20 protein-coding genes are annotated in these 24,292 nt (G+C 69.9%); 11 read left to right on the forward strand and 9 right to left on the reverse strand.

The window, feature by feature from the left end:
- The first annotated feature begins 98 nt into the window (after positions 1 to 98).
- Positions 99 to 1,439 (forward strand): alkaline phosphatase family protein, encoded by a 1,341-nt coding sequence (locus OL599_RS04240; RefSeq protein ID WP_264712395.1) that lies wholly within the window; start codon positions 99 to 101, stop codon positions 1,437 to 1,439.
- 10 nt (positions 1,440 to 1,449) lie between these two features.
- Here the strand turns inward: OL599_RS04240 and OL599_RS04245 are convergent, their stop codons facing one another.
- On the reverse strand, positions 1,450 to 2,244 hold the full coding sequence (locus tag OL599_RS04245; RefSeq protein ID WP_264712396.1) for an aspartate/glutamate racemase family protein: 795 nt from the start codon (positions 2,242 to 2,244) through the stop codon (positions 1,450 to 1,452).
- 82 nt (positions 2,245 to 2,326) lie between these two features.
- Between OL599_RS04245 and OL599_RS04250 the strand changes: the two genes are divergently transcribed.
- On the forward strand, positions 2,327 to 3,022 hold the full coding sequence (locus tag OL599_RS04250; RefSeq protein ID WP_264712397.1) for an RraA family protein: 696 nt from the start codon (positions 2,327 to 2,329) through the stop codon (positions 3,020 to 3,022).
- Positions 3,023 to 3,148: 126 nt separating this feature from the next.
- Positions 3,149 to 4,534 carry an MATE family efflux transporter gene (locus OL599_RS04255; RefSeq protein ID WP_264712398.1) on the forward strand — a complete coding sequence of 462 codons (1,386 nt, stop codon included), beginning with the start codon at positions 3,149 to 3,151 and terminating at the stop codon, positions 4,532 to 4,534.
- A 31-nt stretch (positions 4,535 to 4,565) separates the two neighbouring features.
- On the opposite strand, the gene OL599_RS04260 is transcribed toward OL599_RS04255, so the two are convergent.
- Positions 4,566 to 5,882, reverse strand: coding sequence for an NAD(P)/FAD-dependent oxidoreductase (locus tag OL599_RS04260; RefSeq protein WP_264712399.1), 1,317 nt, complete (start codon positions 5,880 to 5,882; stop codon positions 4,566 to 4,568).
- A 116-nt stretch (positions 5,883 to 5,998) separates the two neighbouring features.
- A complete protein-coding gene (locus OL599_RS04265) occupies positions 5,999 to 7,261 on the reverse strand; it encodes a porin (protein ID WP_264712400.1) in 1,263 nt (420 codons plus the stop codon).
- 317 nt (positions 7,262 to 7,578) lie between these two features.
- Between OL599_RS04265 and OL599_RS04270 the strand changes: the two genes are divergently transcribed.
- The 5 genes from OL599_RS04270 to OL599_RS04290 all read left to right on the forward strand — a co-directional run bounded on the left by OL599_RS04270 (position 7,579) and on the right by OL599_RS04290 (position 14,179).
- Complete coding sequence (locus OL599_RS04270) at positions 7,579 to 9,198, forward strand: amidohydrolase (RefSeq protein WP_264712401.1); 1,620 nt, start codon at positions 7,579 to 7,581, stop codon at positions 9,196 to 9,198.
- Between the two features lie 233 nt (positions 9,199 to 9,431).
- Complete coding sequence (locus tag OL599_RS04275; RefSeq protein WP_264712402.1) at positions 9,432 to 10,865, forward strand: amidohydrolase family protein; 1,434 nt, start codon at positions 9,432 to 9,434, stop codon at positions 10,863 to 10,865.
- A gap of 14 nt (positions 10,866 to 10,879) precedes the next feature.
- Positions 10,880 to 11,875: an ABC transporter ATP-binding protein gene (locus OL599_RS04280; RefSeq protein ID WP_264712403.1), complete on the forward strand. Its 996-nt coding sequence runs from the start codon at positions 10,880 to 10,882 to the stop codon at positions 11,873 to 11,875.
- The gene (locus OL599_RS04285) at positions 11,875 to 12,957 is read left to right on the forward strand and encodes an ABC transporter ATP-binding protein (RefSeq protein ID WP_264712404.1); all 1,083 of its coding nucleotides are present in this window, start codon (positions 11,875 to 11,877) and stop codon (positions 12,955 to 12,957) included. Before OL599_RS04280 ends, OL599_RS04285 begins: the two co-directional genes overlap by 1 nt.
- A gap of 52 nt (positions 12,958 to 13,009) precedes the next feature.
- Complete coding sequence (locus tag OL599_RS04290) at positions 13,010 to 14,179, forward strand: iron-containing alcohol dehydrogenase (RefSeq protein ID WP_264712405.1); 1,170 nt, start codon at positions 13,010 to 13,012, stop codon at positions 14,177 to 14,179.
- A gap of 146 nt (positions 14,180 to 14,325) precedes the next feature.
- Here the strand turns inward: OL599_RS04290 and OL599_RS04295 are convergent, their stop codons facing one another.
- From OL599_RS04295 to OL599_RS04315, 5 genes are all read right to left on the reverse strand, one after another.
- Positions 14,326 to 15,516: an MFS transporter gene (locus OL599_RS04295; RefSeq protein WP_264712406.1), complete on the reverse strand. Its 1,191-nt coding sequence runs from the start codon at positions 15,514 to 15,516 to the stop codon at positions 14,326 to 14,328.
- 18 nt (positions 15,517 to 15,534) lie between these two features.
- Positions 15,535 to 15,966, reverse strand: a complete 432-nt coding sequence (locus tag OL599_RS04300; protein WP_264712407.1) for a PRC-barrel domain-containing protein — start codon at positions 15,964 to 15,966, stop codon at positions 15,535 to 15,537.
- A 63-nt stretch (positions 15,967 to 16,029) separates the two neighbouring features.
- Positions 16,030 to 16,353, reverse strand: coding sequence for a YXWGXW repeat-containing protein (locus OL599_RS04305; RefSeq protein ID WP_264712408.1), 324 nt, complete (start codon positions 16,351 to 16,353; stop codon positions 16,030 to 16,032).
- Between the two features lie 43 nt (positions 16,354 to 16,396).
- Positions 16,397 to 17,983 (reverse strand): acyl-CoA dehydrogenase family protein, encoded by a 1,587-nt coding sequence (locus OL599_RS04310; protein WP_264712409.1) that lies wholly within the window; start codon positions 17,981 to 17,983, stop codon positions 16,397 to 16,399.
- 81 nt (positions 17,984 to 18,064) lie between these two features.
- Entirely contained in the window at positions 18,065 to 19,300 is a 1,236-nt protein-coding gene (locus OL599_RS04315) for a hypothetical protein (protein ID WP_264712410.1), read from the reverse strand.
- Between the two features lie 296 nt (positions 19,301 to 19,596).
- Here OL599_RS04315 and OL599_RS04320 point away from each other — a divergent pair, with 296 nt between their 5' ends.
- A complete protein-coding gene (locus OL599_RS04320; protein ID WP_264712411.1) occupies positions 19,597 to 20,820 on the forward strand; it encodes a glycosyltransferase family 4 protein in 1,224 nt (407 codons plus the stop codon).
- Here OL599_RS04320 and OL599_RS04325 read toward each other — a convergent pair.
- Entirely contained in the window at positions 20,817 to 21,959 is a 1,143-nt protein-coding gene (locus OL599_RS04325; RefSeq protein WP_264712412.1) for a bifunctional 2-C-methyl-D-erythritol 4-phosphate cytidylyltransferase/2-C-methyl-D-erythritol 2,4-cyclodiphosphate synthase, read from the reverse strand. The genes OL599_RS04320 and OL599_RS04325 overlap by 4 nt on opposite strands.
- 100 nt (positions 21,960 to 22,059) lie before the next feature.
- Between OL599_RS04325 and dusB the strand changes: the two genes are divergently transcribed.
- Entirely contained in the window at positions 22,060 to 23,136 is a 1,077-nt protein-coding gene (gene dusB / locus OL599_RS04330) for a tRNA dihydrouridine synthase DusB (RefSeq protein WP_264712413.1), read from the forward strand.
- Between the two features lie 10 nt (positions 23,137 to 23,146).
- Positions 23,147 to 24,289: a two-component system sensor histidine kinase NtrB gene (locus OL599_RS04335; protein WP_264712414.1), complete on the forward strand. Its 1,143-nt coding sequence runs from the start codon at positions 23,147 to 23,149 to the stop codon at positions 24,287 to 24,289.
- Positions 24,290 to 24,292: the final 3 nt, after the last annotated feature.

Genomic DNA, 24,292 nt, shown 5'->3' on the forward strand with positions numbered 1-24,292 from the left:
CGAGCGGCCAGCGACTTTCACTGATTCGTCCCAGGTCGCGAATTGACCGCGTCGTACCGCTCTGCGCAACGTCCGCGCACAGAACACAGGGGGCACCCATGCGGCTATTCACGGCAATCATGCTGGCCGGCGCCCTGGCGCTGGCGGGCCGGGCCCGGGCGCAGGTGCCGGAGCCGCTGGCGAAGATCGGCCATATCGTGGTGATCTTCGAAGAGAACCGCAGCTTCGACAACCTGTTCGGATTGTTCCCCGGCGCCAACGGCCTGCTCAACGCCGGCGCGGCGGCGCGGCAGACCGACAGGACCGGCAAGCCGTATGATGCCCTGCCGCCGGTCAGGAACACGAACCTGCGCCCGGTGGGCGTGGACACGCGCTTCCCCGAGCGCATCGCCAACGGCCCGTTCCTGATCTCGCCCTACGTGCCCGAGAACATGGCCACCGGCGACCTCGTGCATCGCTGGTACCAGGAACAGATGCAGATCAATGGCGGGCGCATGGACCGCTTCGCCGCGATCTCCGATGCCGGCGGCCTGACGATGGGGTATTTCGACGCGTCACGCACGGCGCATTGGAAACTCGCTGGCGAATACGCGCTCGGCGACGCGATGTTCCATTCCGCGTTCGGCGGCTCGTTCCTGAACCACACTTTCCTCGTGTGCAGCTGTGCCTACCGCTGGCCCAACGCGCCGGAGAAGATCGTGGCGAAGGAGGATGCCTGGGGGAACATCCTGAAAGACGGGCAGGTGACGCCTGACGGCTACGCTGTGAACACGTCGCGCTCGGTCTATCTGCATGCGCCGTCCGACACCGATCCAGCGCTGCTGGTGCCGCCGCAGACCATGCCGCATATCGGCGACCGGCTGGACGCGAAAGGCGTGAGCTGGGCCTGGTATTCCGGGGGCTATGCCGATGCCGCCGCCGGCAAGCCGTCGAAGCTGTTCCAGTTCCACCATCAGCCTTTGGCGTATTTCCAGAATCTCGCGCCGGGTACGGAGGCGCAGAAGGTGCATCTGAAGGACGGCGCCGACCTGCTCGCGGATATCGAGGCCGGCAGGCTGCCGCAAGTGGTGTTCTACAAGCCGATCGGCGAGCTGAACCTGCACCCCGGCTACGCCAACATCACCGACGGCGACAACCATCTCGCCGACATCGTGGCGCGGCTGCAGAAAAGTCCGCAGTACCAGGACATGCTGATCATCGTCACCTATGACGAGAACGGCGGCCAGTGGGACCATGTGGCGCCGCCGCGGCGCGACAAATGGGGACCGGGCACGCGCGTCCCGCTGATCGCCGTCGGGCCCACGGTGAAGCGCGGCTTCATCGACCACACCAGCTATGATTTCGGCTCGATCCTGAAGACGATCACCCTGCGCTTCGGCGCCGAGCCGGTAGCGCCGCCGGACCGCGACGCGGCGCCGATGACCAACCTGCTGCAGTAGGCAAGGCGCCTTACCCGGCGGCGCCAAGGCAGGTTGTGCGGTCGGCCGGCGGGCCGAAATCCCGCGGCCGCAACCCGGCGTGCAGCCAGGTGACCAGCGCGTAGATGTCGTAGACCGGCAGGCCCAGCACCTCGCGCAGCGCATGCGCGTAGGGCGGCATGTTCGTGCACTCCAACAGGATCGCGCCGATATCGGGGTGCGTCGCCACCAGCTCGCGCCCGGCATCCAGGATGTCCCGTGCGGCCAGGCCCACGTCCATGTCCTGCTTCTCGGCCTTGATCAGCACGCGGAAGAATTCGCGCCCGCCTTCGGTGCCGACGACCGGCGTGTCCAGCGGCACGCCGGCCGCTTCCAGATGGCGGGGCGTGAGCGTGGACTTGCTGACGGTGACGATGCCGACCCGCTTGCCCGGCGGCAGGGTCGCCTGCACCCAGGGGAACTGCAGCAGCGCGCTGGTGGCCACGGGCACGCCGACATGCGCCGCGATCTCGCGCTGGAAGATGGACAGGAAGCCGCAATTCGTCGTGATCGCCTCGGCCCCTTGCGCCACCAGCTCGGCGGCCGCTTCCAGGAAGGCGTCGAGCAGGCCGGCCGCACCTTGCAGCACCACGCGCTCCGGGCTCGCCCCCTTCACCACGCGATACAGCACCGGGAACGGCCAGGTGAGCGCGTTGCCCATGTCGCCGGGAATGCGCGGGAACGTCGCGTCCAGCATCAGGATGCCAAGCGGCGCGCCGTATAACGCCTTGCCGCCGCGCGCGATTGCCGGAGGACTGACGGTCGGGCGGGCGATGTGCTGGCGCATGGCAGTTTCCTCGTCGTGATGCGATTGCCGAAACCGCTCGGCCGGGCGATGCTGGCACAGCGAATTTCCGGGGGAAACCATCATGGCCAAGCGGCCCTTCACCAAAGCCGACCTCAAGGTTCTCGAGCAGTGGGACACGCCCACGATCTGCAACGGCCTGGAGGTCGTCGTCCCCGAGCGCCGGGCGATCGGCTTCACCGTGCAGCAGATGTTCGCCGTCGACCGCAAGTTTCCGCCGATCGTGGGCGTCGCCCGCACCGGCCTGATCCGCGCCAAGGAGCCGCCGCGCGGCCCGATCCCGCCGCGCGAGGACTGGTACGACTACGTCGCCGCCGACGACCTGCCGACCATCGCGGTGATCCAGGACATCGACGACCGGCCCGGCTACGGCGCGTTCTGGGGCGAGGTGCAGACTACCGTGCACAAGGCGCTGGGCGCCATCGGCTGCGTCACCAACGGGTCGTTCCGCGACCTCGACATGCTCGCGCCGGGCTTCCAGATCATCGGCGGCTGCATCGGCCCCAGCCACGCGCATGTCCACATGGTCGACATGAAGTGCCAGGTGAACATCCTCGGCATGCTGTGCGGCCATGATGACGTGGTGCATGCCGATTTCCACGGCGCCGTCATCATCCCCGCCGATTGCGTGAAGAAGCTGCCGGCGGCGATCGACCTGGTCAGCCGGCGCGAGAAGGTGATTCTCGACATGGCCAAGGCCGGGGGCTTCACCAGCGCGAAGATGCGCGAGGCCTTGAAGAAGTCCGGCGAGATCCACTGAACCCACCCCAGCTGTCCTGAACATGTCACCGCCGCGCGGCCGGGCATTGCCCGGGCCGGCGGCGTGTGGCTTTGTGCGTGGCTGCGCCCGCTGCGGGCGCCCGTATCCTGTTCAGGCACTGTTCCAATGTTGTTCCCCCACCCGACCCGCGATGGCGTCGCCGCCGAGGTCCGGGCAACCCTGCGTCTCGCCGCCCCGCTGATCGCGAGCCAGCTCGCAGCGGTCGGCCAGAACGTGGTCGACATCATGCTGGCCGGGCATCTCGGCGCGCATGTGCTGGGGGCCGTCGCCGTCGGCACCAATGTCTGGAGCCTGGCGCTGATGACCACGGTGGGCATGATGATGGCGCTGTCGCCCAGCGTCGCCCAGCTCGACGGCGCGCGGCGGCGCGACGAGATCGGGCCGCTGTTTCGCCAGGCGCTGTGGCTGGCGCTCGGCGCCGGCCTGCTGTTCATGGCCGCCGTCTATCTCGCCGGCCCGAAGCTGGTGGCCGCCATGGGCATCGCCCCGGCGCTGATCCCCGACGTCACCGCCTTCCTGCACGCCGTGAGCTTCGCCGCACCCGCAGTGAGCCTCTACATGGCTCTGCGCGGACTCTCCGAGGGATTGTCGCTGCCGCGGCCGTCGATGCTGTTCAGCCTGCTCGGGCTGATCCTGCTGGCGCCGATCGGCTACGTGCTGATGTACCAGGTAGGATTGGGCGCCTTCGGCAGCGGCATCGCCATGTCCGTGGTGTGCTGGCTGCAGTTGCTGGGCTTTGCCGCCTATGTGCGGCGGCATCCACGCTATCGCCGCCTGGGCTGGGAGCGTGGGCGGCGCGGTCCCGACCCGGCGGCGATTGCCGGGCTACTGCGCCTCGGCGGACCGATGGCGGTCAGCGTGCTGATGGAAGTCGGCCTGTTCAGCGGCGCCGCGCTGTTCGTGGCCCGATTCGGCGAGACGGCGGTGGCGAGCCACCAGGTGGCGCTCAGTGTCGCCTCCGTCACGTTCATGGTGCCGCTGGGCATCGCGCTGGCCACCACGGTGCGCGTCGGCAACGCGGCGGGACGGGGCGATCGTGCGGGGGTGCGCCGCGCCGGATTCATCGGCATTGGCCTCGCCGTGGCCTGCCAGGCGGTCGCGGCACTGGTGATGCTGGTGCTGCCGCTGACCATCGCCGGGCTGTACACGGGCGACCCCGCGGTGCTGCAGACGGCGGCCGGGCTGCTGTTCCTGGCGGCGCTGTTCCAGTTGTCGGACGGGATTCAGGTGGCCTCCGCCGGCGCGCTGCGCGGGCTCAAGGACGCGCGGCTGCCCATGCTGATCACGATATTCTCCTATTGGGCGGTGGGCATGCCGACGGGGTGGTTCCTGGCCTTCGCCCAGGACTGGCGCACGCCGGGCATGTGGGTGGGCCTGATCGCCGGCTTGACCTGCGCCGCGGGGCTGCTGCTCGCGCGCTTCCACATGCTCTCGCGGGGGCCGTCCCCGATCGGCGCCGCCGCTGTCGCCAGCGCGCGCCGGCCGGCATGACGCGGCGCCGGCGCCCGCCTGCGTTCCCTGGCTACGCCGCGATGCGGTCGATGCGGTCACGCAGCCGGTAATAGCCGCCGACCATCGGCAGGAACCACGGGTCGCCGTTGTAGCCGGGCAGGGTGGGGAAGGGCAGGCCGTCCAGTGCGAACGGCGCATTGGCGGCGCCGGCAATCTTCAGCGCCACGTTGTGGCCGAGCCAGCTCGCCATCGCCACCCCCGAGCCCTGGCAGCCCGCGGCGTAGTGCATGCCGTCCTGCACGCCGATATGCGGCAGGAAATCGAAGGTGAAGGCGACGTTGCCGGTCCAGGCATGGGTGATGCGGACGTCGCGCAGCTCTGGGAACACCTCGACCATGGCGGCGAACAGCACCGGCGCGGCTTCCTCCGCGCCGGCCTTGCTGAAGCTGGCGCGCCCACCCCACAGCACGCGTTCGCCGTCGGGGCTGGGGCGGAAATAGTTCAGCACCCGCTTGGTGTCGCTCATCATGCGCAGGGTCGGGAACAGCGCCCGCACGCGCTCCTTGCCCAGCGGCTCGGTGGCGATGATGTAGCTGGCCACCGGCACCATCCGGCGCGCCAGCCACGGCATGGCGCTGGTCCCGCCCGGCCCGCGCGAATAGCCGTTGGTGGCGACCAGCACCGCATCGGCCTGCATCTCGCCGCGCTCCGTGCGGATGCGCCAGCCGGACGCCAGGCGGTCGATGCCCTGCACCCGTGTGCCGTCCACCAGCGTGGCGCCGGCTCGCCCGGCCGCCTGGGCAAGTCCGCGGGCGTATTTGCCGGGATGCAGCGACCCCGTCGCCTCGGCGACCATGCCGCCGTGGTAGTGGTCCGATCCCAGCTCCTGCCGCTGGGCGCTGCGCGGCACCATGCGGGTCGGCAACCCCGTCACCTCGGCGATGAAATCGGCGCGTGCGGCCAGCGCCCGGTAATGCCTTGGGGTCCAGGCAGGCACGAACCGCCCGCAGCGCACGAAGTCGCAGGCGATGCCCTCGCGGGCGATCAGCTCCTCGATGAACGGGAACGACGCGGCCGCCGCGCCGGCGATCGCGCGCGCCTGCGCCGGCCCGTGCGTCTTCTCCAGCGCGCCCGATGCCACTTTCAGGCCGCCGGACACCATGCCGCCATTGCGCGAGCTGGCGCCCCAGCCGATGCGCTCGGCGTCGATCACCACGGCCTGGTGGCCCAGCCGCTGCAACGTCAGCGCCGCCGACAGCCCGGCATAGCCGCCGCCGACCACCGCCACCTGGGCGCGGCCGGGCAGGGCGGTGTCCCGCTGCTCCGGCTCGGCGGCGTCCCACCAGTACGGTGCTGCGCGGAAATCGACGGCGAAGGGATCAGCCATGTCTGGCGCACCGGGGCAAAGGATGAAGCGAGACGGACGTCGCCGCCAGCATCCACCCGCCGCCGCAACGCGGCAAGCCGTCTTCCGCCGCTTCCGGCCCGACCGGCCGATCCCCTCTACCAGTTGAGGGCGGTGCCGAGGGCGAACGCCTGCCCGTGGGTGCGGTTGAAGGCCGCACCCGGCGCGCCGGTGACGAAGTTGAAGTTGTTCTGCCGGCGGTCGCCGTACACATACGACGCGTACAGGTTCACGCCGGGGGCCAGCGTGTAAATCGCGCCGGCGGCGATGCCGTTCTCCACCCGTCCGTCGGTCACCGACGCGGAGCCGGCGCTGATATAGTTGTAGTAGTTGGCGCCGACGGTGTAGGGCCCGATCTGGTAGGTGACGCCGGCCAGCCAGACATTGCCGTCCTTCTTGGCCGCGGGCACCGCGGCGTAAGCGCCGTTGAAGCGACCGGTCTGGTAGGTGCCGCCAATGGTCAGGCCGGCATAGGTGACGGTCATGCCGATATCGCCGACATTCAGCCCGTCCATCTTCGGGTTGGCGAGCCCTGCGCCGTTCTGCACGACGCCGCTGGTCACGTATGTCCCGGCGATCGCGACGCCGACCCCGGAGAAGGTGGCGCGGTACCGCAGCGCCGCCTCGAAATAGTTGGTCAGGCGCGACAGGTCGGAAGCGAGCGCCGACGAGGTCTGCCGGTCGCAGCCGCCGGCGCCGGTGGCGCAGCCGCCGCCGTTGTTCTGCAAGGCCCCGTTGTTCGGGGCGTAGCTGAAGCCGAAATCGAAGCCGTAGAACGACGGGGACAGGTAGGTGATCCGGTCCGCGCCATACAATGCGCTCTGGTCGGCGAACGGATACGTAACCGAGGCCGCGCTGGGGAAATAGCCCGGCAGGTCGCCGTTCCAGCCGCCGCCGCGGTCGAAGCCCTCCATCCCGCCGGTGAAGAAAAGGCCGGCCGCACCGTCGCCCTGGCCGAACCGCACGGTGCCCCAGGTGTCGGAACCGATATAGCCATAGGCGCGCCGCACATACAGCGTGTTGGCCGCGGTGTTGCTGCCGACGCTGGCATTGGTCGGGGAGGCGAAGTTCTGCCGCAGCTCCAGCGATGCGCCGTATTTCAACCCGTTCTGCAGCACGCCATCGAAGCCGGGATACAAGCGGATGAAGCCCTGGAACGACTGCGGCGCCAGCTTGCCACCCGCGACATTGTCGACCGAGGTGCCAGCGACGCCCGCATACCACACGAAGAGGCCGTTCAGGCGAACCGTAACCGAGCCGGGTGATGTTGCAGCGCTGGGCGTTGTCGCCAGATAGGCGGCATCGGCTGCGCCACTGGAGGCCGCCAGCGCCACCAGCGCTGCCACGAAAATCCTACGCATCGGGGCTGCTCCTCAGTCGTGTCGCCGAGTCTGTGGCCCGGTATGCCGCGATATCCCCAAACGCGCTGTTTCGTCACGTAATATTTCAATGAGCAGCGCTGCGCAACGGCCGCTGCCCCAGGGGCGGCCACGACGCCCGCGGGAGCGGACACGACGCTCCAGCACGGCGCTTCGGCCGGGGCGATCCCGATCCAGCCGCCACATGGTGGGTTGACGCATGCCGCGTCGCCACGGACACTTTCATGTGACCGTCACAATGGAACCCGCTCCATGACCGCCACCGCGCCGCCATCCCAGCTCCAGGGGTTTCAGACGCAGTGAGCTACGCTGACATCCTGATTCATGGCGGGCGTATCTTCCGTGGCCTGCGCGAAGGTTTTGCCGAGGCGGCCGCCGTGCATGGCGGGCGCATCGTCGCCGCCGGCGCATCCGACGCGGTGGCCGCGCTGGCCGGGCCGCGCACGCGGCGCATCGACCTCGGCGGCTGCGTCGCCATTCCCGCCTTCAACGACGCCCACCAGCATCTGCTGCCGCTGGGCGTGAGCATGGCGCATGTGAACCTGCGCGCCGAGGAAGTCTGCAGCCTCGACGAATTGCTGCGCCGCATCCGCGACGCCGCGCGCCAGGCCCCGAAGGGCGCCTGGGTGCTGGGCCGCGGCTACGACCACGGCGAGCTCGATGTCGGCCGCCATCCGACGGAAGCGGAACTCACCGCCGCGGCCCCGGACAATCCGGTGTTCATCGTGCGCACCTGCGGCCATATGGGCGTCGCCAATGCCGCCGCCCTGCAGCTTGCCGGTGTCGGCCACAACACGCCCGACCCCGAAGGCGGCGTGATCGAACGCCGCGCCGGCGCGCTGACCGGGCTGTTCCAGGAACGCGCCATGGGCCTGATCCGCGGCCGCATCCCCGAGCCCGACGACGCGCAGCTCGTCGACGCCATCGAGCGCGCCGGCACGCATATGGTGGAGCAGGGCTTCACCAGCGTGATGGACGCGAATGTCGGCATGATCGCGGGCCTGCGCGAGGTCGACGCGTATCGCGCGGCGCACGCCGACGGGCGGCTGCCGGTGCGCACCTGGATCTGCCTCGCCGGCAACCCCGAAGGCATCGCCGATGCCGCGTGGCAGCAGGGCATCCGCCCGATGCAGGGCGACGACATGCTGCGCTTCGGCGCCATGAAGGTGTTTGCCGACGGGTCCGCCGGAGGGCTGACCGCCGCCATGAGCGAGCCCTACGTGCAAGGCGGCACCGGCGTGTTCTGCTTCCCCGACGCAGCGATGCACGGCCTGCTCGCGAAATATCATGCGCAAGGCTGGCAGCTCGCCATCCACGCCATCGGCGACGCGGCCATCGAGCAGGTGCTGTCGGGCATGGAGGCGGCCGACACTGCGGACCTTCCGGCCGCCGGGCGGCGCCACCGCATCGAGCATTGCGGCTTCCTGTCGCCCGCGCAGATCGCGCGCATGGCCGCGCGCGGGATCGAGCCGGTGCCGCAGCCAATCTTCATGTACGAGTTCGGCGACCTCTATGTGCGCAATCTCGGCCTGGCGCGCGCGGAATCCGCCTATCCCATGCGCACCTGGCTCGATGCCGGCCAGCACCCGGCGGCGAGTTCCGACGCGCCGGTTTCCAGCACCGATCCGTTCCGCAACATCTACACCCAGGTCACGCGCCGCACCAACCGCGGCACCGTGCTGGGGGCCGACCAGGTGCTGACGGTGCAAGAGGCCGTGCACTGCTACACCTATTGCGGCGCCTACACCCAGTTCGCCGAGGACCGGAAGGGCCGCATCCTGCCGGGCATGCTGGCCGACATCACCGTGCTGTCGAAGGACATCTTCACCGCCGAGCCGGCCGACATCCTGACCACCGAGGCCGACCTCGTGCTGCGCGGCGGCCGCGCCGTGTTCGACCGCCACGGCGTGCTCGCGTAAGGCATGCTGCGTCCGGCCAAAGACGCCCGCGGCATGGCCATCGGCGCCAACATTCCGCTGGCGCGGGCAGTGGGCAGGACCACTGGCCCGGCGCGGAAACCGATGGGCGCGGCGCCGACCTGGCCCCTGGCCGCAGATAGGCTGTGGAACCCGCTTGTGCGCGGGCGGACGGCATCTATGGTGTCGGGACCTGCAAGGGCCTCGGCATTTCTCTCGCGAAGATGGGGTAGGGCATGGCCACGACGCTGATCCGCAACGCCGAGTTCGTCATCGCCTGGGACGCCGGCAGCCAAAGCCACGTCTACATGCCCGATGCCGACGTGGCCTACGAGGACGGCGTGATCCGCTTCGTCGGCCGTGGCTACGACGGCGCGGCCGACACGGTGATCGACGGGCGCGGCTTCATGGCCATGCCGGGCCTGGTGAACATCCATTCCCACCCGTCCAGCGAGCCCATGAACAAGGGGCTCACGGACGAGGTGGGAACGCCCGGTCTCTACAACTCGTCGCTCTACGAATACCTGCCGATCTTCCGCGGCGACGCCGAGGCGGTGCCCAACTGCGTGCGCGTCGCCCTCAGCGAGCTGCTGCTGTCCGGTGTCACCACCGTCGCCGACCTGTCCATGGCACATCCCGGCTGGCTCGACCTGCTGGCCGAGAGCGGCATGCGTGTCTGCGTGGCGCCGATGTTCCGCTCCGCGCGCTGGTACACGAAGAACGGCCATCTCGTGGAATACGCCTGGGACGAGGCGTCCGGCGAGAAGCAGATGGCCGAGGCCTTCACGCTGATCGAGCGCGCCGAGCAACACCCGTCCGGCCGGCTGTTCGGCATGGTGGTGCCGGCGCAGATCGACACCTGCAGCGAGACGCTGTTGAAGGACAGCTTCACCGAGGCGAAGGCGAGGGGGCTGTCCTGGCAGATCCACGCGGCCCAGTCGGTCACCGAGTTCCACGAGATCACCCGCCGGCACGGCCACACCCCGATCGGCTGGCTCGACCACCTAGGCCTGCTGTCGGAGCGCAGCATCATCGGCCACGGCATCTTCCTCGACGACCATCCCTCCACCCGCTGGCACACCGACCGCGACATGGCGCGGCTGGCGGAGACCGGCACCACGGTGGCGCATTGCCCCACCGTGTTCGCGCGCCGCGGCATCTCGCTGAAGGATTTCGGCCGCTACCGCCGCGCTGGCGTGAACATGGGCGTGGGCACCGACACCTATCCGCACAACATGCTCGATGAGCTGCGGCTGGTCGCCTATATCGCCCGCACCCAGGCCACCAACCCGCGCACCATGAGCAGCGCCGACCTGTTCGAGGCCGCGACCATCGGCGGCGCCCGCGCGCTCGGCCGCGAGGATATCGGCCGTCTCGCCCCGCGCTGCCGGGCCGACATCGTGCTGGTGGACGTGACCCATCCGCGCATGCGCCCGGCCCGCGACCCGCTGCGCAGCCTGATCTATGCCGCCGGCGACCGCGCCGTGCACACGGTCATCGTGGACGGGCAGAAGGTGGTCGATGCCGGCCGCCTGCTGACGATCGACTACGAGCAGGCCGCCGCGGCCTTGCATGAGGCGCAGAAACGCGTCATGGCGAATGTGCCCAATCTCGATTGGGCGCACCGGCACGTCGACGAAATCAGCCCACCCACTTTCCGGACCATCTAGGCCTTCAGGACAGCATGAGCGATCTCCTTTCCATCGAGGGCCTTCGCACCGTCTTCCGCACCGGCAACGGCGAGGTTGCCGCGGTAGACGGCGTCTCCCTGTCGGTTGCCAAGGGCAAGACACTTGGCATCGTCGGCGAAAGCGGCTGCGGCAAGTCCATGCTGTCGCTGTCGGTCATGCGGCTGGTGCCGCAGCCCGGCCGCATCGCCGCCGGCCGCGTGATGTTCGACGGGCGCGACCTGCTGACCCTGCCGCCCGCCGGCATGCGCGACATCCGCGGCAACCGCATCGCCATGATCTTCCAGGAGCCGATGACCAGCCTGAACCCGGTGTTCACCGTGGGCGACCAGATCACCGAAGCGATGCGCGCGCATGACCGCGCCGCCAGCAACGCCGAGCTGAAGGCGCGTGCCATCGCCGCCCTCGGGCGCGTGCGCATCCCCGCACCCGAGCGCCGCTTCGACGAGTACCCGCACCAGATGTCCGGCGGCATGCGCCAGCGCGTCATGATCGCCATGGCGCTGGCCTGCGAGCCTGACCTGCTGATTGCCGACGAGCCCACCACGGCGCTCGACGTGACCGTGCAGGCGCAGATCCTCGACCTGCTGCGCGACCTGCAGCAGCAGACCGGCATGGCCATCATCCTCATCACCCACGACCTCGGCGTGGTCGCCGAAATGGCCGACGAAGTGGCGGTGATGTACGCCGGCCGCGTGGTCGAGCGTGCCTCCGGCACCGCTATCTTCGACGACCCGCAGCACCCCTACACGCTCGGCCTGCTCGGCAGCATTCCGAAGCTGGAAGAAACGCACGACCGGCTGCTGGCCATCGAAGGCGCCGTGCCCGCGCCCTTCGCCTTGCCGCAGGGGTGCCGCTTCCATCCGCGCTGCGTGTTCGCCACCGCGGCCTGCGAACGCGAGTCGCCGCCGTTGCGCGACCTCGGTCGCGGACACCTGGCCGCCTGCCTGCGCGCGCCACTGGAAGCGGCCGTCGCCGCGGAGGCGCATTGATGAGCACGCCGTTGCTCGAGGTCGAGAACCTCGCCAAGCACTACCCGGTGAAGCGCGGCCTGGTGATGGCCAAGACCGTGGGCATGGTGCGCGCGGTCGACGGCGTGTCGTTCTCGCTCGATCGCGGCGAGACCCTGGCGCTGGTGGGCGAATCCGGCTGCGGCAAGTCCACCACCGCACGGCTGGTGCTGCGCCTGATCGAGCCCAGCGCCGGCACGGTGCGCTTCGAGGGCACGGATATCACCGCGATGTCCGGCCAACCGCTGCGCCGGCTGCGCCGGCGCATGCAGATCGTGTTCCAGGACCCGTTCGCCTCGCTCAACCCGCGCATGACCGTGGGCGATATCCTCGAAGAGCCGCTGATCGTGCACGAGATCGGCGACCGCATGGCGCGGCGGGCGCGGGTGAACCAGCTGCTCGGCCTGGTCGGCCTGGCCAGCTACCACGCCCAGCGCTACCCGCACGAGTTCTCCGGCGGCCAACGCCAGCGCATCGGCATCGCCCGTGCGCTCGCCGTCGAGCCGGCGCTGGTGGTGTGCGACGAGCCGGTCTCGGCACTCGACGTGTCGATCCAGGCGCAGGTGGTGAACCTGCTGAAGGACCTGCAGGCGCGGCTCGGCCTGTCCTACCTGTTCATCGCCCATGATCTCGCGGTGGTGAAGCACATGGCCGACCGGGTGGCGGTGATGTATCTCGGCAAGATCGTCGAGGTCGCGCCCAAGGACGCGCTGTTCGCCAATCCGCGCCACCCCTACACGCGCACCCTGCTGCTGGCGATCCCGCGCCCCGATCCGCATCGCCGCGGCGCCAAGCAGTTGCCGGGCGGCGATATGCCCAGCCCGATGAACCCGCCCCCGGGATGCCGGTTCCACACGCGCTGCCCGTTCGCGACCGATATCTGCAAGTCCGAGGACCCGCCGCTGCGCGCCATCGAGTCCGGGCACATGACCGCCTGCCATCACGCCGAGACACTGCCCGCCGCCGTCGCCGCGGAGGGCGTACACGCCGCCAGCCCCGCGGCGGCGCTGCGTCTTGCGCTCTACGCGGAACGGCGTGGCCGCATCACCGCGACGGCAGGTTAGCCGCGCATCCGAGACCGCGGCGGCATGGCCCGCCGTGACGAGAGGAAGAGAAATGTCGTTCAACCTGGTCGCGCCCCGCTTCATGCTGGTGGGTGGCGGCGCCGTCGCCGAAGTGGCCTCGGTGCTGCAGAAATTCGGGCTGACGCGCCCGCTGGTGGTGACCGACCCGTTCATGGTCTCCTCCGGCCTGGTGCGCCGCTGCATCGATCCGCTGGAAGCCGCGGGCATCAAGGTCACGGTGTTCAGCGATACCGTTCCGGAACCGACCGATACCGTGGTGAAAGCGGGCGTCGCCTCCCTGCGCCAGGGCGACCATGACTGCCTGATCGGCTTCGGCGGCGGCTCGCCCATCGACACCGCCAAGGCGATGACCATCCTGGCCATGGGCGACGCCCCCATGAGCGCCTACAAGGTGCCGTTCCAGGCCGATGCCGCGAAACTGCCGGTGATTGCCATTCCGACCACGGCCGGCACCGGCAGCGAGGCCACCCGCTTCACCGTCATCACCGATACGGCGCGTGACGAGAAGATGCTGATCTCCGGCCTCGGCGCCCTGCCGCTTGCGGCCATCGTCGATTACGAGCTGACCTTCACCGTGCCGAAGCGCACCACCGCCGACACCGGCGTGGACAGCCTGACGCATGCGCTGGAGGCTTATGTCTCCCGCCGCGCCAACCCGTTCAGCGACGCCCAGGCGCTGGCGGCGATGGGATTGATCGGCGCCAATCTGCGCACCGCCTTCCACGAACCACGCAACGCCGCCGCTCGCGAGGCCATGATGCTCGGCGCCATGCAGGCCGGCATCGCCTTCACCAATGCCTCGGTCGCCCTGGTGCATGGCATGTCGCGGCCGATCGGCGCGCATTTCCACGTCCCGCACGGCCTGTCCAATGCCATGCTGCTGCCCGCCGTCACCCGCTTCGGCCTGGCCTCGGCCACCGCCCGTTACGCCGAGGCGTCGCGCCGCATCGGCTTCGCCGCCGCCTCCGACGATGCCGAGACGGCGGCGGGCAAGCTCGCCGACGGCCTGGTGGCGCTCAACGCCGAGCTGGGCGTGCCGACACCGAAGGAATTCGGCATCGACCATGCAGTGTGGGAAGGCAGGCTCGACCTCATGGCCGAGCAGGCGCTCGCCTCCGGCAGCCCGGCGAACAACCCGCGCGTGCCCGACAAGGCCGAGATCGTGGCGTTGTATCGCGCGGTGTGGTCAGCCAACGCCTGATACCGGCGGCCCTTGACGATGACCCTTCCATCGTCAAGGGCCGTTGGTATCGCGCGCCGATCCGCTTGCGGCACGCAAGCGCGTGCCTGTCGCGGGCTTGGTGGGCGGCGGCGCGCAAAATAACGACTCATACCAGCGGTCATTCTTCATGGCCGCTGGCATGATACCGGCGGCCGGGTTTCCGGCATGGCCAGCGCCACCGCCAGCACTGCGCCCGCACCCGCGGTTGCCAGCGCGAGAAAGGCCGCCCGGCTGCCGAAGCTGCTGGCGATCCCCCCCGCGACGGTGTTGCTGATGGTGGCGCCGATGCCGATGGCGAGGCCGATGATGCCCATGCGCAGGTTGAAGCGCCCGGCCGGGCCGGACAGGTCGGAGGCCACCAGCGGCGTCATCACTCCGAAGGCCGCGCCCCCGAAGCCGTCCAGCACCTGCACCGGAACGACCAGCCACGGGTTGCCGACCAAAGCGAGCAGCAGCCCGCGCAGCGGCAGGGCCATGAATCCGATCAGCAGCACCGGGCGCCGGCCCCAGCGCTGCGCCGCCCAGCCGGCCCAGGGCGACAGCAGGGCCGCCGTCATCTGCGGCACCAGGATGCAGGCGGCGATGATCAGGCTGGCGCCTTCGTCCGACCGCCGGGTGATCTCCACGCCGGCCAGCGGCAGCATGGCGGCGTTGGCGAGGTGGAAGAGCACGGTGCAGGCGATATAGGACAGCAGCGGCCGGTCGAGCAGCACATGCCTCCATTCCTCGTGCGCCGGCTCATCGAGATTCAGCGCCGCCGCCTCATCTGGCCGCACCGCGCCGAGTCCGCGCAGCGCCAACAACGCCGGCAGACACAGCGTCGCCGCCAGCCAGAACACGGCGCGGCTGGAGACCCAGGTGCCCATCGCGCCCATGAGGCCGGCGCCCAGGGCGCTGCCGAGCGCCGCGAACCGGGCGTTGCGGCCGAGCCGTTCGGGCACCGCGGACCGGCTGACGAGGCCCAGCGTGATCGCCGCAAGCAGCGGAGTCAGTATGCAGGCGGCCAGGCCATAGACGACCTGTGCCAGCAGCACCGGCCACAAGGCAGGTGAAGACGCCATCAGCGCGGCGCTGGCGGCGACGGCGAGGAGGGCGGCGAACGCGGCGCTGCGCTTGTGCGCCAGGCTGTCCACGAACGCGCCGGCCGGCACCTGTCCGAGCATCGCCGTGGCCGACCCCACCCCGAGCGCGATCCCGAGCTCGGCCTGCGTCCATTTATGATCGGTCAGGTAGACGGCGATGAACGGTCCGAAGCCCGTCTGCACGTCGGCGACGAAGAAATAGAGCCAGTCCAGATTGCGCAGGTTGCGTCCCATGGACAGGATACCGTGGCCTTAGCGGCCGGTTCCGTCGGCACCCAGAATTGCGATGGGCTTGTCGGCCTGGTAGTCGGGCCAGGTCTTGATGCGATCGGACGGGATCACGACAGACACCACCGGCCCCTTGTCGCCGCGGGCGAAGTGCAGCGCCGACCAGGCAAACGCCACCTTGCGGCTGCCGACGCCGAAAAAGCCGCCGACATCGATCACCACCGCGCGCACGATGCCTTGAGTATCGACCAGGACATCCACGACGCGCCCGAGATCCTTCCCGGCCGCGCTGAGCGCGACATGGCCGAGCAGCCCCACCACTTCGTTCGGCGGAACCAGATCGCCCGCGGCGACGGGCGGCGGCGGTGGCTGCGCGCGCACCGCCGGCCCAGGCACCACGGATGCCCCAAGCCCCAGGAATGCAATGACGGCGATCGAAACCCGGTGCCGTGGCACGTCGCAACGCCCCCACATATATCCCGGCGCTTCTCCCTGCCGGGGCCGGTCAAACCTCTCGGGCTACATCCAGTGGGCCGGATTCCAGACGCAGGTGCCCGGCACCGAGGGGCGGTCCCAGTAGCCGTCCATCCACTGGTTCGCGCGGCCCTCGCGCTTGATCCAGCTGCCTTCGCGCCATGCATAATTGTTGCCGTTCCAGTCCCAGTGGCCCGGCTGCCAGATCTGCTCCTGCTCGGACACCGGCGGCTTCGGAATCTCCTCGCGCTTGATCGGCGGCGGGGTCGGGCACGGGCCCGCATTCTCCTTCACCGTGGAACAGCCGGCGAGGCCGACGCCGATCACCAGCGTGGCGGCAAGCAGGGACAGTGGGCGGCGCAGGCGCATGGTGGGAAACTACCTCCGGAACGTAAGCGTCTGAGTTTTAAACTTAGGCAATTGCCGTCGTATCGACCAGGGCCTGCGTCGGTGTCGCCAGCGCCGCCGCTTGGCCGTGGATGCGCGGCAGGATCTGGTCCACGAACACCGCGGCCGCCGCATGGGCTGCCGGCGGCGCGTCACCATGCGCCAGCACGCGCCCACATAGCCAGGCCGCGGTCAGGGTCCCGATCACCTGCAGGAACGGCGCGGCACCGGCCTCGCCTGCGCGCGGATCGGCCCGGCGCAGCCAGTCGGCCGCCGTGCGCGCCGTGTCCACGGCATGCAGCAGGGCCGGGGAAGCGTAGTCCGCCGCCGCGATCTCCTCCAGCAACGCGGCCACTGCCGCCCCCTGGTCGCGCAGCAGGCCGCGCTTCAGCAGGGTGATGGCCTGGATGCCATTGGTGCCTTCGTAGATCGGCGTGATGCGCACATCGCGCAGATGCTGCGCGGCCCCGGTTTCCTCGACATAGCCCATGCCGCCATGCACCTGCACGCCCAGGTTGGCGGCCTCCACGCCGGCATCGGTGCACCACGCCTTGGCGACCGGGATCAGCAATTGCCCCCGCGCGTCCTCGGCATGCATGGCCGCGTACAGCGTCAGCAGCCGCCCGCCCAGCGCCAATGCCCGCTGCGTCCACAGCATGCGCCGCACGTCCGGATGCTGCATGATCGGCCCGCCGCCCTGCTCGCGCCCGCCCGCGAAGTCCGTGGCGCGGCGGAACGACCGCTCGGCGGCGGCGACCCCCTGCATCGCCACGCCCAGCCGGGCCGCGTTCATCATGGCGAACATGCTGGGCAGCCCGCGATTGGCCGGGCCCACCAGCTCGCCCAGCGCCTGCTCGAACCCCATCACGCAGGTCGGGCTCGCATGGATGCCCAGCTTGTGCTCGATCGACAGGCAGCGCACGCCGTTGGGGGCGCCGTCGGGCAGCAGCTTCGGCACCGCGAACAGCGAGATCCCCGCGCTGCCCTCCGGCGCGTCCGGCAGACGGGCCAGCACCATGTGCAGGATGTTCTCGGTCATCCCGTGCTCGCCCCAGGTGATGAAGATCTTCTGGCCGGTGACGCGGAACCGCCCGTCCGCGTCCGGCACCGCCCGGGTGCGCACGCCCGCCAGGTCGGAGCCCGCTTGCGGCTCGGTCAGGCACATCGTGCCGGCCCAGCGGCCGGACACCATCGGCGCCAGCAGCCGCGCCTGCTGGTCCGGCGAGCCATGCGCCTCCAGCAGCGCGATCGCATCCTGGGTCAGCATCGGGCACAGGCCGAACGCCATGTTGGCGCTGCTGACCGGCTCGAACGCGGCCAGCGCCAGCACATAAGGCAGGCCCTGGCCGCCGTGGTCGGGATTGGCGGCGATGCCCACCCAGCCGGCCTCGGCATAGGCACGGTAGGCGTCGTGGAAACCGGGCGGGGTGACGACGGCGCCGTCCACGAACTGCGACCCGATGCGGTCGCCGTCGCGGTCCAGTGGCGCCAGCACGCCCTCGGCCGTGCGGGTGGCCTCCTGCAGCACGGCGGCGGTGTCGGCCTCGGCCATCGCTTCGAAGCCGAGCACATGGTGCAACAGCCAGGCGGTTTCGGCAGGTGGCGCGGTCATGCCCATGGCGCGTGGTTCCCGGTTGCCGTCGGTGGCGACGTGCGCCCTATACCCCGTCCGGCCGGGTTGGGGAAACCGCGGTCAGAGCACGATATTGCCGTTGTTGTAGAGGCTCTGGGCGTCCAGCCCGTGCAGCAGCTTCAGGTCGAGGATGTCGTAGCCGCCCGCCTGCACGTTGCCTGCCGGGTCGAAGATCAGGTGCTCGCCGTCCGCCTGGTCGACCAGCTTGACGTAGTCGGTGATGTCGCCGGTGCCGGTCAGCGGATTGTAGCCGGCCGCCGCCGGGGTATGGAAATCGGTCGAGATCAGCGACAGGTCGATGTAGTCGTGATTACCGGCATTGAACCCGAGCATGGTGGTCGTATCCGTCAGGCTCCAGGCGTGGGTGGGGTCGAGCAGGATGCGGTTGCCGCCCACGGTGGACACCAGCACGTTGCCGGTGCCGTCCGGCCGCAGCTCATAGCCCTGGCCGCCGGTGGAGATCAGGATGCTGTTGTCGCCGCCGCTCTTGAGGTCGGTGCCGCTGGAACTGCCGATCAGCACGTTGCTGAACAACGAGCCGCGAACCTGGTCGATGTTGACGAAGGTGTTGCCCTCGGCATTGCTGCCGTAGCCGCGCCCGTCCTCCATGTCGGCCAGGACCGAACCGGGTGCAACCGAGGAGCCGGCGGCGGTGGTATAGATGGCGCAGTTCCCGACATTCCCGGCCGCGGTCACCTGGTGCGGGGCGAGGCCGCCGATCATGTAGTCGCCGACGCCGCCGAAGATGGTGTCGTTGCCGATCACGGCCGGAGAGTCGCCATTGGCCTGCCCGTTGATCGTCTGGTTGCCGGCCGCGCCGTTGTAGACAACCGCCGTCGCGGTCGCGATGCCCAGCTCGGTGTTCCCCGCGGGCGGCGGCGCGGGCGCGTTGGCGTTGCCGCCGCCGGCGGTGTGGACGACGGTCTGGTTGCTGCCGGCGAAATTCAGGATCCACGAGCCGTCCGGGCGCACATCCAGCGAGAACCCGCCATTGCCGGTCTGGGTGTTCAGGAACCCCGCCGTCGCGTCCAGGTGAAAGCCGGTGCGGATATCGTAGGCCCAGAACAGCTGGCTGGAGGCGGCGTCGGCGCCGTTCTCGCCGACCGCCACCGGCAGCGCCGGAACCGGACTCTGCACCAGCGCGTCGACGAACGCCGCGAACGGATCGCTGATCGGGCCAGTCCAGGGGCCGTTGGCCGGCTGCTGCTGGGCGTTGCGAAGTTCGTCGAGTACTGCCTGGGCGGAGCCGTTCCACCGGCCGCCGTCCCATGCGGACGAAGAGTTTCCACGCGCCATGGCATGCCTCAGGAGATTATGGATGTTCTCATTTCAGGAGGGAAAGATAGATTGGCGCTTGTCAATCCGCAAAATAATTTCTTTTCCCGGTGCCAGAGATCGTTCACTTTCAAAATGATCCAAATGAATCCCGTGTTCTGTGATCTGTGGAATTATTCGAAACAAACGATCTATTGACGGTCGTTTACACCATCCTGAGTGAGACGTCACATGCATCGAGCTGTACTGTCACAATTCCGACATTTCTTCCGGTTTCGTGTCCTCTCGACCATCTGGCGAGCCGGACTCTTCACCGCATGAATCTCGTTTTCATCCACCAGAACATGCCTGGCCAGTTCCACCACGTGATCGGCGCCCTCGCGGCGACCGGCGCGCACCGCATCGTCTGCATCGGCCGGCCGACGGATTTCGCCGCGCCCGGCATCGGCCGCATCACCTACCAGCCGCCGGACGCCGCGCGCCTGTCCGGCCACCCGTTCCTGCGCCCGGCCGAGGCCGCGGTGATGTGCGGCCAGCAGGTCGCCTATTTCCTGGACCGCCTCGCCCGCAACGGCTTCCGCCCCGACCTCGTGGTGGCGCATCCCGGCTGGGGGGAGTCGCTCTACGTGAAGGACGTGTACGCCGACGTCCCGCTGCTGCATTATTGCGAGTTCTATTATCGCAGCCACGGCGCCGACACGAATTTCGACCCCGCGGACCAGCAGGACCTGACCGCCGACAGCGGCACGCGCACCCGCAACGCGCATCTGCTGCTGGCGCTCGACGCCTGCGACTGGGGCATCAGCCCGACGCAGTGGCAGAAGCGGCTGCATCCGCCCGGGTTCCAATCCAGGATCTCGGTCGTCTTCGACGGCGTGGACGCCGCCGTGGCGAAGCCCGACCTGTCTGCCACCTTCACCCTGCCGGACGGGCGCGTGCTGGCCGCAGGCGACGAGGTGGTGACCTATGCGGCGCGCAACCTCGAGCCGCATCGCGGCTTTCCCTCGTTCATGCGCGCCGTGCCGGTGATCCTGCGGCGGCGCCCCGGAGCCCAGGTGGTGGTGGCCGGCGGCGACGATGTCAGCTACGGCCGCCCGCCGCCGAGCGGCGGAACCTGGCGCGCCGCCCTGCTGTCGGAACTGGACGTGGATCCGTCGCGCGTCCACTTCGTCGGCCACCTGCCATATGAGCGCTACCTGCGCCTGCTGCAGGTCTCGGCGGCGCATGTCTACCTGACCGTGCCCTTCGTGCTGTCCTGGTCGATGATCGAGGCGATGGCGGCGGGGTGCCTGGTGATCGGCTCGGCCACGCCGCCGGTGCAGGAGGTCATCGAGGACGGCCGCAACGGCTGGCTGGTCGATTTCTTCGCTCCCGGCGCGATTGCCGAGCGGGTGGCCGACGCACTCGCCAACGGCAGGGCGGCGACGAAGCTGCGCGAAGCCGCCCGCGCCACCGTGCTGGCGCGCTATGCGCTCGCCGTCTGCCTGCCGCGGCAGATCGCCGTCATGCAGGACGTCGCCGCCGGCCGGCGGCCGGATTAGGCCGGCAGCAATATAGTCGCCACCGCCTGGGCGGCGATGCCTTCCATCCGGCCGGTGAAGCCCAGTCGCTCGGTCGTCGTGGCTTTCACGGAGATGCGGCCGACATCGACGCCCAGCAGCTCTGCCAGCCGCGCCATCATCGCCGGGGCGTGCGGGCCGATCTTCGGGCGCTCGCAGATCAGGGTCACGTCGGCATTGGCCAGCACGCCGCCCCGGGCTGCGATCCGCGCCGCCGCATGGCGCAGGAACCGCGCCGAATCCGCGTCCTTCCAGGTGGCCTCGCTGGGCGGGAAATGGCGGCCGATATCGCCCTCGGCCAGCGCGCCGTAGATCGCGTCGCACAGCGCGTGGATACCGACATCGGCGTCGGAATGCCCGGCGAGGCCGCGCTCGTGCGGCACGTCCACGCCGCACAGGATCAGCTTGCGGCCGGCCTCCAGCACATGCACGTCAAAGCCGGTGCCGACGCGCGGAAGCAGAGTGGGGGCGATGACCCGTTCCAGCCGCACCAGATCCTCCTTGTAGGTCAGTTTGATGTTGTCCTCGTGGCCCGGCACCAGCGCCACCGCGTGGCCGGCCGCCTCCAGGATCGCGGCATCGTCGGTGGCGCCATCGCAGGCGCCGCGATGCAGTTCCAGCAGCAGCGGGAAGCGGAAGGCCTGCGGCGTCTGGGCGCGGAACAGCCCCTCGCGCGGCACCGTGGCGGCGATCCGTCCGTCCACGCCGCGCTTCAGCGTGTCCGCCACCGGCACCGCGGGAATGGCGCCGGGCGACCCGGCCAGCGCCGCCACCAGGGCGGGAATGGTGCCGGCCGGAATGAACGGGCGCGCCCCGTCATGCACCAGCACGATGTCGGGCGCGTGCGGCGCCAGCGCCTCCACCCCGGCCCGGACGCTGTCCTGCCGGGTCGCGCCGCCGGGCACCGGCGGCAGGTGCGCCAACCCGGCCAGCGCGGCTTCGATCAGGGTGGCGTCGCCGACCGGCTGCAGCAGGTCGGCCGCGCGCGCCAGGGCCTCGGCGGCATGGCGCAGCACCGGGCGGCCGGCGAGGGGAAGGAACTGCTTCGGGGTCTCGGCGCCGAAGCGGCTGCCGCTGCCGGCAGCGACCAGCAAGGCGGCGATACGGGGAGGGTGTGACATGGCGGCGCACCCTCGCCGCAGGCCCGCTGCGCGTCAACTCGCCCGCGCAGGGAGCAGCCGCGTTGCGCAATGCATGGGCAGGGATTAGATTGCACAAATCATGGGCAACCTATCAGAGCACCAGCCGACGGGCCTGCGCCCAATCGATTTGGGTGGCGGTGTCACCATCGCCACGCCAGTGATCCTGGCGCCGATGTCCGGCGTCACCGACCTGCCGTTCCGCCGGCTCGCGCGCGAGCTGGGCACCGGCCTCGTCGTCTCCGAGATGATCGCCTCCTGGGCAATGGTGCGCGAGAACCGCAACACGCTGCGCATGGCGGAGGTGGACGGGGGCCAGACCTCGATCCAGCTCGCCGGCTGCGACCCCGCGGCGATGGCCGAGGCGGCGCGCATCGCGGTCGGGCGCGGGGCCGACATCATCGACATCAATTTCGGCTGCCCGGTGAAGAAGGTGGCAGTCGGCCAGATGGCCGGCAGCGCGCTGATGCGCGACGAGATCGCCGCCGCGCGCATCCTGGAGGCCACGGTGCGGGCGGTGCCGGTGCCGGTGACGCTGAAGATGCGCATGGGCTGGGACCATGCCAGCCTGAACGCGCCGGCGCTGGCGCGCATCGCCGAGGACGTGGGCATCCGCATGGTCACCGTGCACGGCCGCACCCGCCAGCAATTCTATACCGGCGTCGCCGACTGGCATTTCATCGCGCAGGTGAAGGCGGCGGTGTCGATTCCCGTCATCGCCAACGGCGACATCCTCAGCGAGGACGACGCGGCGACGGCGCTGCAGCGCTCCGGGGCGGACGGGGTGATGATCGGCCGCGGCTGCTACGGCCGCCCCTGGCTGCCGGCGCAGGTCGCGCACTACCTGCGCACCGGCCAACGCCTGCCGGATCCGCCGCTGGCGATGCAGAAGCAGATCCTTCTGGCGCATTACCGTTCGATGCTGAACCACTTCGGCACCGACGCCGGTGTGCGCCTGGCCCGCAAGCACGTGTCCTGGTATTCGCGCGGCCTGCCCGGCTCGGCCGAGTTCCGCGCCAGCATGAACCGGATGGCCGTCGCGACCGAGGTCGAGGCGCTGATCGACCGGTTCTACGATCCGCTGATCGCCCGCGGCGCCGCGCGCGTCACCGGGCGCGAGGCGGCCGACTCCGATCGGGACATGGCGGAAGCCGCGTGAGGGCGGCTGCATGAGGAATGTCGTTACCCGCGCCGCCCTCGCCGTGGTCGGCCGGCGTGACACGGGCCGCCCGCCCGACTCCGCGGCATTGCTGTCCGCCCTGCCGGTGCCGGTGGTGCTGCTGGACGCGGAAAACCGGTTCCGCTTCGTCAACCACGCCGCCGAGCAGTTCCTGGGCATCTCCGCCGCCCAGTCCCGGCAGATGTCGCTGGCCGACCTGGTGCCGCCTGACAACCCGATCTTCCCGCTGATCCGGCAGGTGCGCCAGGACGACGTGTCGGTGGCCGACCACGACATGACGCTGGAGAGCCCGCGGCTGCGCAAGCAGGGGATCACCGTGCACGCCACCCCGCTGCCCGAAGAACCTGGCGCGGTGCTGCTGACCTTCGAGGACGCCTCGGCGGCCCGCGCACTCGATCGCCAGCTCACCTTTCGCGGCGCTGCGCGCAGCGTCACCGGCATGGCCGCGATCCTGGCGCACGAGGTGAAGAACCCGCTCTCCGGCATTCGCGGCGCCGCACAACTGCTGGAAGGCAGCGTGGCCGAGACCGACCGCGAGCTGACCGTGCTGATCCGCGACGAGGCCGACCGCATCCGCGCTCTGGTCGACCGCATGGAGGTCTTCGGCGAGAAGCCGATCGAGCGCGGCGCCGTGAACATCCACCGCGTGCTGGAGCACGTGCGCCGGCTCGCCCATACCGGGTTCGCCGCGCACATCGCCTTCACCGAGATCTACGACCCGTCGCTGCCATCGGTGTACGGGAATCGCGACCAGCTGGTGCAGGTGGTGCTGAACCTGGTGAAGAACGCCGCCGAGGCGATCAACGGCGCCGGCAATCCGAACGGCGAGATCACCCTGATCACCGCGTTCCAGCACGGCGTGCGGCTGGCGGTGCCGGGTTCGGACCAGCGCATGCATCTGCCGCTGGTGGTGGCGGTGCGCGACAACGGCCCGGGAATCGCCGAGGATATCCGCCCGCACCTGTTCGACCCGTTCGTCAGCACCAAGCCGTCCGGCAGCGGGCTGGGGCTGGCGCTGGTGGCCAAGATCGTCAGCGACCATGGCGGACTCATCGAAGTGGAGAGCCGGCCCGGCCGCACCGAGTTCCGCCTGCATCTGCCGATGCTGAGCGACGACCCCGATTCCAACTGAAAA

Origin of the sequence: Limobrevibacterium gyesilva, assembly GCF_025989185.1 — a bacterium.
Taxonomy (GTDB): domain Bacteria; phylum Pseudomonadota; class Alphaproteobacteria; order Acetobacterales; family Acetobacteraceae; genus Limobrevibacterium; species Limobrevibacterium gyesilva.

What these genes read in the sequence shown, in the direction of transcription:
- OL599_RS04240 (WP_264712395.1), top strand. Translation starts at nt 99, where the DNA reads ATGCGGCTATTCACGGCAATCATGCTGGCCGGCGCCCTGGCGCTGGCG.
- OL599_RS04245 (WP_264712396.1), bottom strand. Translation starts at nt 2,244, where the DNA reads ATGCGCCAGCACATCGCCCGCCCGACCGTCAGTCCTCCGGCAATCGCG.
- OL599_RS04250 (WP_264712397.1), top strand. Translation starts at nt 2,327, where the DNA reads ATGGCCAAGCGGCCCTTCACCAAAGCCGACCTCAAGGTTCTCGAGCAG.
- OL599_RS04255 (WP_264712398.1), top strand. Translation starts at nt 3,149, where the DNA reads ATGTTGTTCCCCCACCCGACCCGCGATGGCGTCGCCGCCGAGGTCCGG.
- OL599_RS04260 (WP_264712399.1), bottom strand. Translation starts at nt 5,882, where the DNA reads ATGGCTGATCCCTTCGCCGTCGATTTCCGCGCAGCACCGTACTGGTGG.
- OL599_RS04265 (WP_264712400.1), bottom strand. Translation starts at nt 7,261, where the DNA reads ATGCGTAGGATTTTCGTGGCAGCGCTGGTGGCGCTGGCGGCCTCCAGT.
- OL599_RS04275 (WP_264712402.1), top strand. Translation starts at nt 9,432, where the DNA reads ATGGCCACGACGCTGATCCGCAACGCCGAGTTCGTCATCGCCTGGGAC.
- OL599_RS04280 (WP_264712403.1), top strand. Translation starts at nt 10,880, where the DNA reads ATGAGCGATCTCCTTTCCATCGAGGGCCTTCGCACCGTCTTCCGCACC.
- OL599_RS04285 (WP_264712404.1), top strand. Translation starts at nt 11,875, where the DNA reads ATGAGCACGCCGTTGCTCGAGGTCGAGAACCTCGCCAAGCACTACCCG.
- OL599_RS04290 (WP_264712405.1), top strand. Translation starts at nt 13,010, where the DNA reads ATGTCGTTCAACCTGGTCGCGCCCCGCTTCATGCTGGTGGGTGGCGGC.
- OL599_RS04295 (WP_264712406.1), bottom strand. Translation starts at nt 15,516, where the DNA reads ATGGGACGCAACCTGCGCAATCTGGACTGGCTCTATTTCTTCGTCGCC.
- OL599_RS04305 (WP_264712408.1), bottom strand. Translation starts at nt 16,353, where the DNA reads ATGCGCCTGCGCCGCCCACTGTCCCTGCTTGCCGCCACGCTGGTGATC.
- OL599_RS04310 (WP_264712409.1), bottom strand. Translation starts at nt 17,983, where the DNA reads ATGACCGCGCCACCTGCCGAAACCGCCTGGCTGTTGCACCATGTGCTC.
- OL599_RS04315 (WP_264712410.1), bottom strand. Translation starts at nt 19,300, where the DNA reads ATGGCGCGTGGAAACTCTTCGTCCGCATGGGACGGCGGCCGGTGGAAC.
- OL599_RS04320 (WP_264712411.1), top strand. Translation starts at nt 19,597, where the DNA reads ATGAATCTCGTTTTCATCCACCAGAACATGCCTGGCCAGTTCCACCAC.
- OL599_RS04325 (WP_264712412.1), bottom strand. Translation starts at nt 21,959, where the DNA reads ATGTCACACCCTCCCCGTATCGCCGCCTTGCTGGTCGCTGCCGGCAGC.
- dusB (WP_264712413.1), top strand. Translation starts at nt 22,060, where the DNA reads ATGGGCAACCTATCAGAGCACCAGCCGACGGGCCTGCGCCCAATCGAT.
- OL599_RS04335 (WP_264712414.1), top strand. Translation starts at nt 23,147, where the DNA reads ATGAGGAATGTCGTTACCCGCGCCGCCCTCGCCGTGGTCGGCCGGCGT.